16 protein-coding genes are annotated in these 17,592 nt (G+C 48.2%); 12 read left to right on the top strand and 4 right to left on the bottom strand.

Translation table 11 applies throughout. From position 1 onward, the window contains the following. Positions 1-25: 25 nt before the first annotated feature. A complete protein-coding gene (locus tag C7R92_RS30785) occupies positions 26-1,207 on the bottom strand; it encodes a NupC/NupG family nucleoside CNT transporter (RefSeq protein ID WP_106836760.1) in 1,182 nt (393 codons plus the stop codon). Between the two features lie 207 nt (positions 1,208-1,414). Between C7R92_RS30785 and C7R92_RS30780 the strand changes: the two genes are divergently transcribed. Next, positions 1,415-1,951, top strand: coding sequence for a hypothetical protein (locus C7R92_RS30780; RefSeq protein ID WP_083261742.1), 537 nt, complete (start codon positions 1,415-1,417; stop codon positions 1,949-1,951). Positions 1,952-2,003: 52 nt separating this feature from the next. On the opposite strand, the gene asnB is transcribed toward C7R92_RS30780, so the two are convergent. Further along, entirely contained in the window at positions 2,004-3,851 is a 1,848-nt protein-coding gene (gene asnB / locus C7R92_RS30775; RefSeq protein WP_106836759.1) for an asparagine synthase (glutamine-hydrolyzing), read from the bottom strand. A gap of 131 nt (positions 3,852-3,982) precedes the next feature. Between asnB and C7R92_RS30770 the strand changes: the two genes are divergently transcribed. From C7R92_RS30770 to C7R92_RS30730, 9 genes are all read left to right on the top strand, one after another. After that, positions 3,983-5,734, top strand: a complete 1,752-nt coding sequence (locus C7R92_RS30770; protein WP_106836758.1) for a LytS/YhcK type 5TM receptor domain-containing protein — start codon at positions 3,983-3,985, stop codon at positions 5,732-5,734. Then, positions 5,734-6,462 (top strand): LytR/AlgR family response regulator transcription factor, encoded by a 729-nt coding sequence (locus C7R92_RS30765; protein ID WP_106836757.1) that lies wholly within the window; start codon positions 5,734-5,736, stop codon positions 6,460-6,462. The genes C7R92_RS30770 and C7R92_RS30765 overlap by 1 nt, the downstream gene beginning before the upstream one ends. A gap of 150 nt (positions 6,463-6,612) precedes the next feature. Further along, positions 6,613-6,960, top strand: coding sequence for a DUF485 domain-containing protein (locus tag C7R92_RS30760; RefSeq protein WP_017247858.1), 348 nt, complete (start codon positions 6,613-6,615; stop codon positions 6,958-6,960). Next, complete coding sequence (locus tag C7R92_RS30755; RefSeq protein ID WP_017247859.1) at positions 6,960-8,486, top strand: solute symporter family protein; 1,527 nt, start codon at positions 6,960-6,962, stop codon at positions 8,484-8,486. Before C7R92_RS30760 ends, C7R92_RS30755 begins: the two co-directional genes overlap by 1 nt. Positions 8,487-8,575: 89 nt before the next feature. Further along, positions 8,576-10,138 (top strand): solute symporter family protein, encoded by a 1,563-nt coding sequence (locus tag C7R92_RS30750; RefSeq protein WP_412679000.1) that lies wholly within the window; start codon positions 8,576-8,578, stop codon positions 10,136-10,138. A gap of 47 nt (positions 10,139-10,185) precedes the next feature. Next, positions 10,186-10,497 (top strand): hypothetical protein, encoded by a 312-nt coding sequence (locus tag C7R92_RS30745; protein ID WP_106836755.1) that lies wholly within the window; start codon positions 10,186-10,188, stop codon positions 10,495-10,497. A gap of 110 nt (positions 10,498-10,607) precedes the next feature. Next, entirely contained in the window at positions 10,608-11,465 is an 858-nt protein-coding gene (locus C7R92_RS30740; protein ID WP_106836754.1) for a patatin-like phospholipase family protein, read from the top strand. A 121-nt stretch (positions 11,466-11,586) separates the two neighbouring features. After that, positions 11,587-12,648 carry an HD-GYP domain-containing protein gene (locus C7R92_RS30735; RefSeq protein WP_069852284.1) on the top strand — a complete coding sequence of 354 codons (1,062 nt, stop codon included), beginning with the start codon at positions 11,587-11,589 and terminating at the stop codon, positions 12,646-12,648. A 163-nt stretch (positions 12,649-12,811) separates the two neighbouring features. Next, positions 12,812-13,678, top strand: coding sequence for a universal stress protein (locus C7R92_RS30730; protein WP_106836753.1), 867 nt, complete (start codon positions 12,812-12,814; stop codon positions 13,676-13,678). Positions 13,679-13,737: 59 nt separating this feature from the next. On the opposite strand, the gene C7R92_RS30725 is transcribed toward C7R92_RS30730, so the two are convergent. Next, positions 13,738-14,985 carry an MFS transporter gene (locus tag C7R92_RS30725; RefSeq protein ID WP_069852281.1) on the bottom strand — a complete coding sequence of 416 codons (1,248 nt, stop codon included), beginning with the start codon at positions 14,983-14,985 and terminating at the stop codon, positions 13,738-13,740. A 62-nt stretch (positions 14,986-15,047) separates the two neighbouring features. Further along, complete coding sequence (locus C7R92_RS30720) at positions 15,048-15,641, bottom strand: TetR/AcrR family transcriptional regulator (protein WP_106836752.1); 594 nt, start codon at positions 15,639-15,641, stop codon at positions 15,048-15,050. A gap of 322 nt (positions 15,642-15,963) precedes the next feature. On the opposite strand from C7R92_RS30720, the gene C7R92_RS30715 reads away from it, so the two are divergent. Then, on the top strand, positions 15,964-16,806 hold the full coding sequence (locus C7R92_RS30715) for a deoxyribonuclease IV (RefSeq protein ID WP_106836751.1): 843 nt from the start codon (positions 15,964-15,966) through the stop codon (positions 16,804-16,806). 51 nt (positions 16,807-16,857) lie between these two features. Then, positions 16,858-17,259 carry a hypothetical protein gene (locus tag C7R92_RS30710; protein WP_106836750.1) on the top strand — a complete coding sequence of 134 codons (402 nt, stop codon included), beginning with the start codon at positions 16,858-16,860 and terminating at the stop codon, positions 17,257-17,259. Positions 17,260-17,592 lie beyond the last annotated feature (333 nt).

Raw genomic sequence — 17,592 nt, 5'->3', positions numbered from 1 at the left:
TCACTCCCTCCTACTCGATTATCACTTACAGGACAAAGCTGACGACGACACCAGACAAAAGACTAACCAGCGTGGCACCAAACAACAGCTTCAACCCAAAGCGAGCGACTACATTGGATTGTTTCTCATTCAGACCTTTCACCGCACCAGCGATAATGCCGATGGAGGAGAAGTTCGCGAACGAAACGAGGAAGACAGAGAGAATTCCTACTGTACGTGGACTCAGTTCAGATACGACTTTGCCCAGCTCGATCATCGCTACAAACTCGTTCGTTACGAGCTTCGTCGCCATGATACTACCAGCCGTCATCGCTTCCGCAAAAGGAATGCCCATCAGGATGGCAAAAGGAGCGAAGACGAAGCCGAGCATTTCTTGGAACGTCCAGCCGAAAATCATGCCGAACAAGCTATTCACAGCTGCAATCAAGGCAACAAAACCGAGCAGCATTGCGCCCACGACTACTGCTACCTTAAAGCCGTCCATGATGTACTCGACGAGCATCTCGAAAAAGGACTGCTTTTCATTGCTTTGAATCTCCAGTAAATCTTCTTCTTCGTTCACTGTATAAGGGTTGATGATCGAAGCGATAATAAAGCCGCCAAACAGATTCAAGAACAGGGCCGTGACGACGTACTTCGGCTCAATCATCGTCATGTACGCACCGACAATCGACATCGAAACAGTAGACATGGCTGATGCGCACAGCGTATACAGACGATGCTCTGGCAAGGAACCGAGCTGTTTTTTTACAGTGATGAAAACTTCATTTTGGCCGACAATAGCGGAAGCGACAGCGTTGTATGACTCCAGTCTACCCATGCCGTTGATTTTGCTCAGTACAAAGCCAATTGCCTTCATGATAATCGGCAAAATCTTGAAGTGTCGCAAAATACCGATGAGGACGGAAATGAAGACGATTGGGAGCAATACACCAAGGAAAAAGGACATTTGTCCGTCGTTTGCCAGATTACCAAATACGAAATTGATTCCTTCCGCAGCAAAGGCAAGAAGCTTTTCAAACGATTTGGAAATGCCTGAAACGAATATAAACCCAAACTTGGTGTGCAGAAGAAGAAAGGCAAGCAAAAATTGCAGAGCAATCATGACGATGATCGGTTTGTATTTGACCTGTTTACGTCCATTGCTCCCTAATAATGCTAACCCAATCACGATGAGTAAGCCAGCGATGGGAATGATGAAATTCATTACAACCTCCAAGAAATTAAATAGTGCTAAACTTAAAAGGCAAAAAAACGCACTCCCCGACAAGAGAAGTGAAAGCGGTTTATATTCTATCATCTCGATAATATGATTGCAATTTATATGTATGTTCAGAATTATTGTCCATTGTGTTTAGAACGCTGAAATCGGGCGTACTAGCATAAGCCCACCACCATACGGTTTATGGAGGAGGTGAAATCCTTGGATGAGTTGCAGAGGCTCAAGCAGTTTATCACTTCAGCAGAGCATGTCTGGACTCAGATCGCGAATTCGCCGAGAGGAAAGCCTGTCTATACCGTAAACGGTGTGGATTACACGCCATTGCCCGAAAAATACAACACTAAACGAAAAATCTCCCGTATTTTCCGCCGGTATTGGGGAAAGCAATTGACGGAAGTGATGATTCGGAATCTCCATTTGCGGATACTAAAAGGTAAGCTCTGTGTTCCTTATCGTGAAATCCCACCTTTTCCTGCAACTGTGTTGTCGTTGCAGATAAAAGTGAATCTGCCGGATCATCGGACCGTAGCTGCGATACTGAGCGGGGGAGGGAGAAAAACAAGAGTGGACTACCGTTTGATCCGAGTCGGCGCAACCAAAACGTTCACGATCATGAAACGCTCAGGCGAGCAGTTTGATCTGAGATATCAATCACTTGCTACCATTCCCCTCAATCCGAAACCACAATCGGCACCTAGAACCAAGCAACGGGGAAGAACCAAAAAGTAACGAAAAGCTCCTCTATTCCCCCGAATCATAAGGGGCGAGGAGCTTTTGGTATTTAGGCTCGAATGGAAACACGGTACTCCCGCAGCCAATAATCCAGCTGGCCGAGATAGGCGAACAACTGAGGTGTACTCATGAGCTGACCGAAAAACGGAATGCTCGAAGCCTGTGCATCTGACCCGGCAATTTTTCGAATCGTTGGAACATCTACCAGTTGAAGCAGTGGAGAGGAAGAGTCGTTTACTATATCCAGCAGCCAAGAGCGAACGGCTTCCGTATAGGTGGGATTATGTGTTTTCGGGTACGGGCTTTTCTTGCGATACAAAACCTCATCAGGCAAGATTCCTTCCATAGCTTTTCGCAAAATTCCTTTTTCCCGATTCCCGTGCGTCTTCATATCCCATGGGATGTTCCAGACGTATTCTACGATACGGTGATCACAGAACGGGACGCGCGCTTCCAGACTGGCCGCCATACTCATTCGGTCTTTGCGATCCAACAGTGTGTTCATGAACCACGTAATATTCAAATAAAACATTTCCCGTCGGCGAGCTTCGAGAGGGTCTTCGCCTGGGAGATGTGGGACTTCATCGAGAGATTCCTCATATCGCATGGCAACGTATTCCTCGGGTTTGACCCAATCACGAAGATCAGGTGATAGCCAGGAAGCACGTTCTTTCGTCGCTCTCGACCAAGGGAACGTTCCGGCATTCAGCAGTTCCTCACGATGAAACCATGGATACCCGCCAAATACTTCATCTGCGCATTCTCCAGAGAGGACGACGGTCGTCTCTTTTTTTATTTCGCGGCAAAACAGGTAGAGGGACGCATCCACATCAGCCATCCCCGGCAAGTCGCGGGCGAGTGTCGCTGTTTTCAGGGATTCAATCAAATCGTCTGTGTCGAACTCAATCGTGTGATGCTGGGTTCCGAGAAACTTTGTAACGAGTTGCACATAAGGTTCATCCTCATTCGGTTGAAAAGCACTCGCCTTGAAATGCTTTCGGTTGTCTACGTAATCAATGGAGTAGCTGTGCAGGGTTCCACGGCCTGTTTTTTGAAAATGATCTGCCGCAACAGCTGTAATAATGCTCGAGTCTAACCCACCTGACAAGAGGGTCGATACGGGAACATCCGCAACTAATTGGCGTTCAATCGAATCCGTGACTAACTCCCTGACATGTTCAGCAGTTGTCGCCAGGTCATCCGTATGCGGATGGCTTTCGAGCTGCCAGTAACGTTTTTGCTTGACGCTATCACGCGTTACCAACAGATAGGAGCCGGGCCGAACCTCGTGTACGTTGTGAAAAACACCATGGCCAGGCGTACGAGCGGGACTGATTCCGAAAACCTCCGCCAAGCCTTCACGAGAGAGCTCCGGTTTGACTTCGGGGTGAGCAAGCAAGGCTTTTAGCTCGGAGGCGAGCAGAAATGAACTGCCTCTTTGCGCATAAAACAGCGGCTTAACCCCCATCCGGTCACGGCCGACAAACAATCTTTGTTCGCGTTCGTCCCAGATCGCAAATGCAAAGATACCGTTTAGCTTTGACAGACAATCTGGGCCCCACTCCAAATACGTGTGCAAAAGTACCTCCGTATCCGAGTGAGATTGAAAGGTATGTCCGCAAGCAAGCAGCTCTGCTCGCAAATCCTCGGTATTATACAATTCACCGTTGTAAATCATGGTGCAGGCATGTTCGTTTTTGAGAGCCGACATAGGCTGCTGTCCGCCAGCAGGGTCTACGACCACAAGTCGACGATGACCAAGGGCCGCACGAGGAGTCAGCCAAAAGCCTTCTGCATCAGGGCCTCGATCCTTGAGGCATCGGGTCATTTTTTGCAGCACATTACGTTCACCAGATAAGTCCTTTTCCCAATCAATCCATCCTACAATTCCACACATGGTATGATCACCCTTCTCCTGAAGCATTGCACACACAGCGTATGCAATCAGCCTAGCGAGGTTGTCTGTCCAGCAGGGAAATGAGGGTAATATGCGGAATTTATAGAAGATTTAAACTAAGGGAGGCTACGGTGGACAATCTCACGTTATTGCTCATTGAAAGAATGGGCATTCTTTTGACGCTAGCATTTATTTTGACAAGGACACCGTTGTTTCGCCAGCTTTTAGACCGTGAATTGCACGTAGGGACGTCAATCGCATTTTCGGTCATGTTCGGATTGTTTGGGATTGCAGGTACATATGCAGGAGTGGTCGTGCAAGGGGAGAGCTATCTCCCTGCTTTTTGGATTTTTCGTTTGTCGTATGACGAAATGATCGCCAATTCTACTTTGGTAGGGGTCGTCATTGGAGGTTTGCTCGGAGGTCCTCTCGTTGGCCTGGGGGCAGGTGTCATTGCTGGGCTTCATGTCTTTCAATTGGGAGGATTCGCCGCAGCACCGATGGGCTTGTCGATCCCGATCACGGGGTTGCTGGCAGGATACGTCGCACGTTTTTTCTCACAGGAGCGGGTTATTTCTCCATCCAAAGCCATGTTCATTGGCATGTTCGCGCCCATTATTCAGATGTCGCTTTTATTGATCATGGCAGCTCCGCCCGAGTTGGCGCGAACCATGGTTAACGTGATTGGGATTCCGATGGTGCTGACGAACAGTGTTTCGATTGCGATTTTTACGACGATGATACGGGTTGCCTTGCAAGAGGCAGAACGTTCGGCTGCCATTGAGGCGGAGCGTTCCTTTACGATAGCGGAAAGAATTTTGCCACACCTGAAAAGGGGGCTTACCCCGCAAACGGCTCAGTCAGCAGCCCTCGTCTTACAAAAAGAAACGAAAGCAGCCGCCGTTGCGGTAACCGACCGAGAACAGCTTCTTGCGCACGTTGGAGTGGGGGCAGATCATCATCATCCGGGAGAAGCACTCAATAGTGAGCTCGATAAGCGGGCTCTGTATAGCGGTGGAATCGATAAGGGATTCACGCGAGAGAGCGTAGGGTGCAAACGCAAAAATTGTAACCTGCATGCAGCGATTCTCGTGCCGATTAAAGAAGGGGACAGCGTCGTCGGTCTGATCAAACTCTATTATCGGAGGCCGCAACAAATAGGAAAAGTCCAGGAAGCACTAGCTAAAGGGCTTGGCAACCTGATCTCCAATCAATTGACCCTATCTCTCACGGAGCAAATGAAAGGTTTAATGAAGGATGCAGAGTTGCGGATGCTACAGGCACAGATTCATCCTCACTTTTTGTTCAACACATTGAATTCAATTGTGACCTTGATACGAATTGATCCGCAGCTAGCCCGGCATATGACCATTCAGCTTGGTGTGTTCATGCGATTCAACCTGAAGCTCACAGCGAGTCCGCTTGTCACTGTGAGACAGGAGTTGGATCACCTACATGCTTATTTGGAAATTATCAAAATCAGATTTTCCGAGCAATTCGCCGTTCGCACGATCATTGATGCGGGGGTAGAGGAAGCTCTTATTCCTCCTGGTACGTTGCAGCCGTTATTTGAGAATTGCATTCAGCATGGTGTTCGCGACATCACGAACGGCGGTGAGATCATACTCCATGTGAAACGGCAGGATGTGCACGTTGTTTTTCAAATCGAAGATAATGGCGAAGGCTTTCCCGACAACTTGCTGCCAGTTCTGGGAAAGGTGCCAATGGAGAGTAAGGAGGGCAACGGAATTGGCATTCATAATGTCAACCAACGTCTGATCAGCTTGTGCGGACAAGAGGCCCAACTTCATTTTGCCAATAAACAAGAAGGCGGCAGTACGATTACCTTTACCATTCCAATGACAACAGAGGTGAGTGCCTGATGCCAATACGCGTCATGATTGCAGAAGACGAGCGACTAGCACGCGAAGAACTGAGCTATTTATTGCTACAAGAAGGAGACGTAGAATTGTTGCCCTATGCCACCAACGGGCGAGAGCTGTTGGAAATGGTCGATGAGCACGAACCGGATGTCGTCTTCTTGGATATGAAAATGCCTGAGCTGGAAGGAGCGCAGGCAGCAAGAATGCTCGCATCACGCAAGCAGCATCCCCTCATCGTTTTTTGTACCGCGTACGAGGAATTTGCCATCGATGCGTTTAAGCTGTACGCCGTCGATTATTTGTTGAAGCCGACGGAGCCCAAGCGCCTGGTAGAAACGATGCAACGAATACGCGAGCGTCTGGTCAAACCGAAAGCAGAGCCTGTCCAGACAAAACGAACCAAGCTGTTGGTAGAAGACAATAGCAGATTAGTAGTTATTGATCCAGCGACGATTGTTTATGCAGTGCGGGAGGAGCGATATGTGCAAATCGTCACCCAAACGGCAACGTACTCGACGCGGATGACCCTGACACAACTGACGGATAAGCTTTTCGCATACGACTTTTTCCGTACTCACAAGAGCTATTTGGTCAATCTTCAATTTGTGAGCGAGCTCGAACCATGGTTCAACGGTGCTTACAACCTGATTTTGAAGGGAGAAGGAAGACCGCGTATTCCCGTATCTCGGACCTCTGCCAAGGATTTGCTCAAACGTCTTGAGGAGTAAGCCTGATGATCAATCGTTTGCAGATCGTGGCTAAAAATCTGCCACTGACACACTCTCCCCGACATCTTACGCAGAAAAATACACGGTTAGAAAAGGATTCTCTACAATGTAGGAAGCGCTTACATTTTTGTAGATGAGGGGGAGGTTCCCATGGGCAAATCCGCTTCGGCAAAAAAAGCCGAGGATCAAAAGAAGGATGCTGTTGATTATGCAAAAGTGATTCAGTCAGCCACTTTCAAAGAGCTCTTAAGAAGAAAAAAAGCGTTTATTTTGCCATCTTCTATTTTTTTCTTCGTGTTTTACTTTACCCTTCCGATTTTAACCTCTTACTTCACCGTACTGAACCAACCAGCGTTTGGAGCCATTTCGTGGGCGTGGGTATTTGCCTTTGCTCAGTTCGTTATGACATGGGGTCTCTGTATTCTGTACACCAGGCGGGCAGAGCAGTTTGATCAACTCGTTGAGAAAATCAAACAAGAGGCAGGTGGAAGGGGCTAATGAACGTTACTGCATTTTTACTCTTTCTCGGCATTGTTCTTTTGACACTTGTCATCACCTTTTACGCTTCGAAAAAGACGAACACGACTAGTGAGTTTTATACCGCTGGAGGAGGCTTGACGGGTTGGCAAAACGGCCTCGCGATTGCGGGAGATTACATGTCCGCTGCTTCCTTCCTGGGAATTGCCGGGATGATTGCGTTGAGTGGGTTTGATGGCTTTTTCTACAGTATCGGCTTTCTTGTCGCGTATCTCGTTGTGCTCTACTTGGTAGCAGAGCCTTTGCGTAATTTAGGAAAATACACGATGGCAGATATGATAGCCGCGCGTTTTGACAATAAAAAGGTTCGTGGTGTTGCCGCTCTCAATTCGATTGCGATCTCGATTTTTTATATGATCGCGCAATTGGTCGGAGCAGGGGCCTTGATCAAGCTGCTCTTGGGGCTGGATTACACGACCTCCGTATTGATCGTAGGGGCATTGATGACGATCTACGTCGTCTTCGGCGGGATGACGGCAACCTCGTGGGTGCAGATCGTCAAAGCGGTTTTGTTGATGGTCGGGACATTCATCATCTCTATGATGGTTTTTGCCAAATTCGATTTTAATCTCTTGAAAATGTTCGAGCAAATGAAGACGGTGACTCCATTGGGAGAACAATTCCTCAATCCTGGCAACAAGTTTAAAGTGGGGCTAGATACCCTTTCACTGAATCTCGCGCTTGTGCTCGGAACAGCTGGATTGCCGCATATTTTGATTCGTTTCTTCACCGTAAAAGATGCGACGACAGCTCGCAAATCAGTTGTGTATGCGACGTGGATCATTGGTGCTTTCTATGTCATGACGATCTTCCTCGGCTTCGGAGCGGCAGCGTTTGTAGGAGCGGGGAATATGGACCCCGCAGGTAATATGGGAGCTCCACTGCTAGCGCAAGCACTAGGTGGTAACTTCTTGTTTGCCTTCGTATCGGCGGTTGCTTTCGCTACCATTCTCGCGGTAGTGGCTGGGCTGGTGCTGACTGCCGCTTCTGCCTTTGCGCACGACTTTTACGGACACGTATTACGACAAGGAAAAGCAACAGAAAAGGAGCAAATGAAGATGGCCAAATGGGCGTCAGTCGGTGTCTCGATTGTCTCCATCTTGCTTGCCTTGTTTGCGCAAAATCTGAACGTGGCTTTCCTTGTTGCGCTGGCTTTCGCAGTAGCGGCGAGTGCAAATCTACCAGTGATTTTGTTCACGATCTTCTGGAAAAGGTTCAATACGGCAGGAGCAATCAGCGGGATGCTCGTCGGTTTGTTCAGCTCTCTCATTCTGGTTGCGTTGAGTCCGAACGTTTGGAATCCTGTAGCTGGAAAAGCCATTTTGGTCGGCGAAGCGCTGTTCCCGTTGCCGAATCCGGGCATTGTCTCGATCCCTTTAGGGTTTTTGGCAGCATGGATCGGAACCTTGTTGTCCAGCTCTCGTGATGATAAGAAGTACGATGAAATTTTGGTGAAAGCGAATACAGGAATGAAAGATTCAGCGTAGAAACAGTAATCGTAGGAAGCTCATGCCACGAAGAGAAGGCTGGGGTTAGCCCCTGGTCTTTTTTTCATTTTTGCAAGAAGGGAGAGGTATTGTCCGTGACGACGATCATCTTTTTCCTTGCCGTCATTATCGGAACGATGGCGATCACTTATTCGGCTGCCAAACAGACGGGGACGACGAAAGACTTTTATGCAGCAGGAAATCGCTTGAACGGGTTACAAAATGGCATTGCCATTGCAGGCGATTACATGAGTGCTGCCTCGTTTTTGGGGATTGCAGGAACGATTGCGATGTACGGCTTTGACGGGTTCGTGTATGCGATCGGCTTTTTTGTCTCTTATCTGATTATTTTGTTTTTAGTCGCGGAGCCGTTGCATAATTTGGGGCGCTATACGTTGGCAGACGCGATTGCCGTCAGGTTTGACAGTCTTTGGCTGCGTGGCGTTGTTGCCTGTACGACTCTATTAATTACGATTTTTTACATGCTGGCGCAATTAGTTGGGGCAGGTGCCCTCATTCATTATTTATTGGGAGTGCGTTACGATACGGCTGTCCTCGTTGTCGGGAGCCTGATGACATTTTACGTCGTGTTCGGCGGGATGGTGGCGACCTCGTGGGTTCAGATTATTAAAGCGATTTTGCTCCTGACAGGGACATTGATCCTAAGTCTGATCGTGTTTGCCCGTTTTGATTGGAGCTTCTCCGAAATGTTTTCACATGTGAGTACGATTACACCTCTTCAGGAACAGTTCTTACAGCCGGGTAATCAACTTCATGATCCGCTGGAAACGATCTCCCTGCATCTGGCTTTGATTCTCGGTACCGCTGGACTCCCCCATATTATCTCCCGGTTATTCACAGTCAAGGACGCAAAGACGACACGTAATTCGATTTACACCGCTACGTGGGTGATCGGCGCCTTTTATTTGATGACGATTTTTCTCGGCTTCGGGGCGAGCACGTTTGTAGGCTACGAGGCATTGAAAAATGTGGGCTTCGGGGGGAATCTGACCGTCACGCTCTTGGCGGATGCTCTCGGTGGAGAGTTTTTGATGGCGTACATTGCTGCCGTTGCCTTCGCGACGATATTGGCAGTCGTGACAGGACTCGTGCTCTCTGCCTCTTCTGCGTTTGCGCATGACGTCTACAGTCATCTGATCAGACGAGGGGTGGCATCGGAAAAAGAACAGGTCACCATGGCAAAGCTTTCGTCAGTGGCAGTGGGCGTGATCTCCATTTGGTTGGCTATCGGTGCAGAAAAAATGAACGTGGCAATTCTCGTTGCGCTGACGTTTGCTGTAGCAGCATCTTCCAATTTGCCACTGCTGTTGTTTACGTTGTATTGGAAGCGGTTTACCGTGCGAGGAGCCATTTGTGGCGTCCTGACTGGGTTAACGGCATCAGTAGTACTGGTCATTTTAGGACCGACTGTTATGCATCCCCTCACCGGACTTATCCGTGCGGAGCCACTTTTTCCACTGACGAATCCTGGATTGGTCTCCATACCACTCGGCTTTTTAGGAGCTGTGCTCGGAACACTACTGGATCGGCCTGAGCCTGATGCGGAGATAAAGTATCAACGCGTACTGTTTCAGGCGTTGACGGGAATTCGAGTTCCACCTGCGAAGAAACCAGAACAAGAATCTGCATAAAGCCTCTTCGCGTGCCCCACTCTAGGAGTAGAAGGAGGCGGGGGTAAGTGGGTACGAGGAAAGAGTCAGACGTTTTATCACATGACCAGCCAGATGTCTATGAGCGCACAAGGCTGGCACTGGATGATCTGATTGGAGAGCTATGTGAAGCACTGGAAGAGGAAGAGACCGAATCCTATAAGCGCAAAGGCTATGAAATGATCGGGAGCTACTTTCGAGAGCCGGTCAATACCGGTGAATTAACCTTGATCTATGCCGTGGTGCTTGCCGATATCCTCTATAAGCTGGAGTTGACACAGCAAGGGGGAAACGTAGCGATGGTCCGTGATCAGTACAGCATGATGAAAAAAGACGATTGAGTGGCGACCCCTTTTGAGGGTCGTTTTTTGATTGGCACGATCCCGCCCTGCATGTTTCATTGGGCAACCATTCATACTACGGGTAAACGACATCAAAATGGGTGATTGGTATGGAAAAGGTCGGGCTCGTTTTGCAGGGAGGGGGAAGCCGTGGGATTTATACCGCTGGCGTTCTGGATTACTTCATGGAGCAGGAGCTATACATCCCGTATGTGATTGCCGTGTCAGCAGGTGCGTGCAATGGAGCGGCATACTTGGCGAGGCAGAGCGGATTGGGCAAGATTTATCATACGAAATACATTCGCGATCCCCGCTACTTTCACTATAAAAATTTGATCACGAAGCGCTCGTTGTTTGGCATGGATTTTATTTTCAATGAGATGCCCAACAAGTTGGAGCCGTTCGCCTTTGATCGGTTTCGCGAAGCGAAGGAAAAGTTTGTCGTCGTCACAACGGATTGCGGGTCAGGAGAAGCCGTTTACTTTACGAAAGACGACTGTGAGGATATTTTCCATGTGATTCGGGCTTCGTGCAGCCTTCCGTTTCTATCACCCCAGGTTACGATCAACGGACGTAAGCTATGGGATGGTGGCATCGTGCATCCGGTCCCTTTCATGAAGTCCATACTTGATGGCAATCAAAAGCATATTATTGTGCTTACTTCTTCTTGTCCTCCGGGTGAGTGGATGCGCCAGCTATGGCGTGTCGAGCGTCTTTTTTCCAGAAGTACGCGCTTGTGCCAAGCATTCATTCGTCATTTTCGTATCTATTACGAGACGATTGAGCAGGTCAAAGAGATGCAGAAGGAAGGCAAAGCGTTTGTCATCGCACCACCAGTGGGTACCTTTCTACGAGGTTTTGAACGTCAAGAGGAGAAGCTGGAGCATTATTACAGACAAGGCTACCAGGATGCTCGTACCCAATTTTCTGGACTTTGTACATGGCTTGGTCTTGGCAGGAACAGGTGAAAAATGAGAAGGCATCTGGTATTACGGATGTTTTTTCGGCAAAATCATGCGAAACAGGTTTTTTCAAAGCGAAGATAGGGAAGAAGCATCAGGGGAGGATGGAATCAGGAGGAAAGACCCCATGAAATATGTGAATGTAGACCTAGTAGAGCCAGGAGATGTTTTGGCTCGAAGCATTTATACAAGTGAAGGCTTAACGCTCTTGCATGCAGGTGTCCAGCTGACAGTCGGAATGATTAATAAATTGCGTCGGTTTGGCGTCACGATGTTAAGTATCAAAGACCCGCTGCTCGATGAAGTGAAGGAGCAGGAGGTCGTCACGGAGACCACTCGGAAGGACGCCATCCGCAATCTGTCGCAAACGATTTCGTGTGTGCAGTCTGGAAAAAATTTTGATGTTCGCGGCATTCAAAAATCAGTGGGAAGTATCATCGACGAAACCTTGAGAAATCGTCGCGTGCTCTTGAATCTGGGAGAGATTCGCACGACCGACAACGCTATGTACATTCATTCCTTGAATGTGTGCATGATGGCAACAGTAATGGGCGTAGGATTAGGCTATAATACGGCTCAACTAAAAGAGCTCGCCATCGGAGCACTCTTGCATGACATTGGAAAGCTGTCAGTCGACAAGGAAGCCCCAGCCTACAAAAAGAACAGCAAGACCAATCATCATACGTGGCTGGGCTTTGATCTGTTGCGAAAAAAACATGAGATGAGCATTGTCTCCGCTCACGTCCCTTTGCAGCATCATGAATGGGTAGATGGTAGTGGGCAGCCACGAGGCCTGACTGGCGATGAGATTCATGATTTCGCCAAGATTGTTGCGATTTGTAACTACTACGATAATCTCATCTCTCCTTTTTCAGAGGAAGAAGAGACGTTGCCTGCGTATGAGGCTTGCGAAAAAGTTATGGGGCTCGCGGAGAAACGTTTTGATCATAAAATGGTCATTCACTTTTTGCGCTCGATTGCTATGTACCCGACAGGAACCTCGCTGAAGCTGTCGACAGGAGAGATCGGTGTGATCATTGACCAAAATAGAGGCTTACCTTCGCGCCCAGTCGTTCGGGTCATTCGAAGAGACCAGCAGGCGAATCGGCGGATGGTGGATGATCATGAGATCACGGACATTGATTTGAGTGAAAAGCCTACTATTTTTATCACAGCTGTCATGGACTAGGGCATGGAAAGAATAGGACTCCCTATCAGGGATTATCCCTACCAAGATCAGGGAAAACCCCTACATACACGTAGGGCTCACAGGGCTACAATGGACTCAAGGCAGATGGATACATAGAGCTACACCACATTTGCCAGATGAAAAAGAGGAAGGACGTGTCATTATGTCCCGTATTCTAGTCCCTGTCGATTTCTCAGCGCAGTCCATTCAGGCGGTCCGCTTCGCGCTGGCCTACGCCAAAAATAAGCATGATATCACATTGCTTCATGCCATCTCACCGTTCCCTTCACGCAATGTTGTCAGAAGGTTGGGACGAGATGTTGTAGAAGATTATCAATTGGATGAAGCAAGAGATGATCTCAAAAAATTCCTGTCGATCGTAGAAGAAGCCGGTATCACGTATGAACTGGAGATTGAGTTCGGAGAGCCGCATGAAGTCATTGCAAAGCACGCTGCGAATGACTATGCTGCCATCGTAATGGGAACACATGGTTATGGCCGCATTACAGGCTTCCTGTTGCAAAGTGTCAGCTATCCGACACTCCACGATGTCAAAGTTCCGGTCTTCCTCATTGCGGAGGAGACAGATGAGAGCCGCTTCCCTTGGAATAAAGTACTCATTGCAGTAGATGGCTCCGATCATTCGATGGAAGCTGCGAAAAAAGCCGTCGAGATGGGGCAGCACCTCCCGGATGTATCGTTTACACTCTTGTCCGTTGTCATCCCACCAGTCACATACGCAGGTGTATATGGCGTAGGCTGGGATAACATGAATACACTCGAAGGTTGGGGACGTGAAACGTTAAAACCTTGCGAGGAGATGCTTGCAGCTGCCTCACTCCCTTTTGAAAGCAAGGTGGTGGTTGGAGATCCAGCTACTGTGATCCGCCAGACAGCTGAAGAAATCGACGCTGGACTGGTTGTGCTCGGTCATCATGGCCAAGGTGCAGTTGCAGGTACGCTGCTTGGCAGTGTCACCTTTAAAACGATTCATCGTACGAAAACACCACTCCTCATTGTGAAAACATAGCATTTTTTTAGAAAAAGCTGTCCGCTTGGTGGACAGCTTTTTTGCTTGGGCGCATTCTCTTACGATAGAGTTTGCGCTTGTTTGTGTTCGAGAAGATGGTTAGCTCCATCTGGTGTAACTTCGGCCGAATCCCACTTGATTCGAGTACATCCCCATGCAGCGAGCAGAAGGATGACAGATGCGATCAGAAATACCGTAATCAATGAAGTCATCTGCATGAGCGGACCTGCAACAAAGGAACCGATCATCATGAGTCCGACCATGAGCGGTGAAATCGTTCCATTCACTCGTCCGATATACGCTTCATCCACGAGCTTGATCATGAACATACCGATCACGATCTGTAAAAATGCCATCCCAATTCCGGTGAAAAAGCGCATTGCTGCGGTGACGTATACCCATACAGAGAGAACTTCTACGGCGACGGAAAGAGCGAAGAAAATCAATCCACCTGTAATGACCCAACGACCATTCAGGCGATCCAGGTAAATGGAAGCCAAAATACCGCCCAACAGCATACCCAATCCGTCTAATGCGGTAAACCATTGAATGGCTTCCTTAGAGAGTAATAGACGATCCGTGATAACAAATACCTCCAGCGAATTGATAAGACCCGAGGATAGTCCCAGACACGCAAAGGTAACGGCAAGCCCGCGTAAGGCTGGTCGCTTTTTTACATAGGCAAAACCTGCTTTAATCTCAGAAAGGAGAGTTCCGTCTTCCTCTGTTGCACTGGCAGTTGAGGTAGGGAGTGTCAAAAGGATCAGTGCCGAGACGAAGAAGAGGCCGGCCATCGTTAACAGGGAAGGGTAGATGCCCCAATGTTCAAAGAAGAAGGTACCGACGATTGGGCCAACCAAAAGAAAAATGGAACCCGTACTTTGTGAAATAGACACAGCTGCTGCAACTTGCTCATCAGGAATATGACGCTTCATCATCTTGGCAGAGGAAGGCTGGGAGAACTGCGACACGACAGCTGAGATAAATGTCGCAAAGAATACAGCGATCCACATCCCTTGCCAGAGCAAATACACGATGACTAAAACAGAGAGGGAGCTTAACAGGTTCCCGGTTATCATCGTTCGCTTCGGATTCCAGCGATCAGCCAATGCCCCACCAATAATCGAAAAAACCAAGATCGGCGCAAGTTCGATAGCGGTCAAGAGCGATACGGCGGTCGGATTGTTGCCGCTCGTCTCCATCACATAGTAGAGCAAGGCCATGTTTCGGATCCATATACCGATGTTTTCTAATGTATCCGTGATAAAGACGGTGAGAAAAACTTTGTTTCCCCAAAGACCTTTCATAGGTCATATCACTCCCAAAAAGTTATACCGAACGTCCGGTCTAATAAAAGTTGAAAAAAATGCTACTTGGCAACAATGCCATGCAGCAAAACGTCAATGCTCCTTTTCAGCAGAGCATAAAGACGCTCGTCTTCCATTTGATAACCCACGTTAATGATTCCGTTCATCAGCCCTTCCAGTATCATCGCCATTTCTTCGGGATCGCATGGGGCGAACTCGCCTCGGTCGATTCCTTCTTGGAAGAGGGAAGTATAGAGGGTATACGTGGAGCCGAGCATTTCTAGCACTTGTTCCAAAATGACTGGATCTGCTAGCTGGCTACCGGAGAACTCTTCGCCCGCTTTTTTTAGAGGGTGGGACAAATAATCCTCCAAGAAAAAAACAGCTAAGCCGTACAGTTTATCGATAGATGTCTCGAATTCTTTTTCTTTTTCCTGCCACAGATATTCCCATTCGTTGTACTGTTTTTCAAGCAAATACAGGAACAACTGCTCCTTGTTTTTGAAGTGGTAATAGAGGCTGCCCTTACTCGCTCCAGTTGCTTGGCAAATGTCCTCAATGGAAGTGGCTGAATAGCCTTTCTGAGAAAATAACTCGGTGGCTTTCTCTACGATATGTTGTTTGGTTTTCTCCCCATCGAGACGACGCTTTGACATTTTACACATGCTCCTTCTTCTAGACTGAACGTTCGGTTTAGTTTTAGTTTATTTGATCTGACAGGGAAACGCAAGTATTCGATTGAGAAGAAGAGACAGAGGGAAAAATGATAGAGGTATTTCAAAAAGTCGTCTTTTGATCACGGAGTCGTCCTGAAAGTCTATTCGGCGTCGAAAGAGGCGTTCACCTTCAAAGTCCGGTGCTCATGTAGGTTCCCTACATTCCGCTCCTCCTTTTTCAGGTTCACACCACTTTCTTGGTGCTGAAAAGACGACTTTTTGAACAAGCAATGAAAGGAAGCGAGAGAAGGGCGGGATTACCTTGCAAATCGGTTGTCATGTCAGTATTCGCCATGGGTATGAGGAGGCAGCGAGAACTGCATACAAAGAAGGAGCGTTATCCTTTCAATTTTTTCCGAAAAACCCGCGAAGCCTAGGTGTCAAGCAATTTGATGCCCGGGACGCAGAGCGATGTCGCGCTTTTTGTCAGCAAAACGGCATGCTGTCGATTGCCCATACGCCATACCCGGTGAATCTTTGCGTCGAGGAGCAGGAGCTTTTCGCCGTTACAGTGGACTCCGTACGAAATGACCTTGAAATTGCCGAAGCTTGTGGAGCGTTGGGCGTGGTCGTTCATTTTGGCCAGTATAAAGGCGTTGATGTACTTACCGGTTACAAAATCATGATCCAGATGGTCAATCAAATACTGGATGGCTGGAATGGAAAAGCCCAGCTGTTAATCGAAAACAATGCAGGACAAGGCAATCGCATGGGCACAACACTCGAAGAGCTCACGCAGGTTCGACAATTGTTTGCTGAGCCACAGAAGGTAGGCTTTTGCCTGGACACGTGCCATGCATTTGCCAGCGGATTGTGGAAAGGGAATGATTGGGGGGAAGTAGCCGATCAGATGCGAGAGCTCGATTATTTTACGAGCTTGCGTGCCGTTCATCTGAACGATTCCGTTTATCCGAGTGGTTCCTTTCGAGACCGACATGCTTCCATCGGAAAAGGGATGATCGGTGATGAAGCCATTGCCGCTTTCTTGCAAACACCCGAATTGCAAGGACTTCCCATCGTTCTGGAAACGGCGAGAGGCTCAGAAGGGGGCCATAGCGAAGAAATCAAACATGTTCGTCTACTTAGAGACAATTGGCAGGGTTGACCATGTTGTGGTAGAGTGTGAAATGATGTGTTCAACACGGGAGGGGTACCTATGAAAAAGCGTATTAAGGTGACGATTGCGGATTTTACTCATCTTACAGAAAACTTGAATAACCCGGAGGAGCTCGCTCTGTACGAAGCGGCGAACGGAAATACATACGATGCTGAAATCGAGCATGATGGATATGCGATTGTCGATGTGACAGACGAAGATTACATCGAGCTGGCTCCAGGGGAGTATCAGCTGATGATCGAAGAGTGGACAAACGCCGGACAAATCGGCGAGTGGATACTGCAAACCATGTCAGACCCAGCGGATGACAAGGCTTTGCTGTATCGCACAGTGGACAAGGCTGGGACGGAAATACAAGCACCACAATCATTGCCGAAGCAAGTAGTCGAGCTGGTTGCCAATACGTGGTTTGGCAAAAAAGCGAAGAAGATTGAGGAATAACCCAAGAATGAAAAGGAGCGCTGCGAGGTAGCGCTCCTTTTTTATATACCAATCTAAAAAGATAAAGATGATCATTTTTAAAAGTATCGATGAACAAACGACGCTGGTGAGAAGAAAAAGCGCAGGACTCGTAGACCTTGACAACGCCTACCCAGTCGGAACTTAAAAAAGGGGACCACGCTTGTCGAACACTTCTTCCTTGAGAAACATCCGCCCGTAGGGTGGCTTTGGCTCGACGGTCCCCTTTTTTAAGTGGAGACGGACAGTCAATCCCCCTTGAGGGCGTGTCAGAGTCGAAGAGAACTGCGCTTTTTCTTCTCCTCCACTATGTTG

It is taken from the genome of Brevibacillus porteri, assembly GCF_003013475.1.
In the GTDB taxonomy this organism is placed as follows: Bacteria; Bacillota; Bacilli; order Brevibacillales; family Brevibacillaceae; genus Brevibacillus; species Brevibacillus porteri.
The sequence above is the reverse complement of the archived record's forward strand: the minus strand, read 5'-3'. Positions and strand labels throughout refer to the sequence as shown.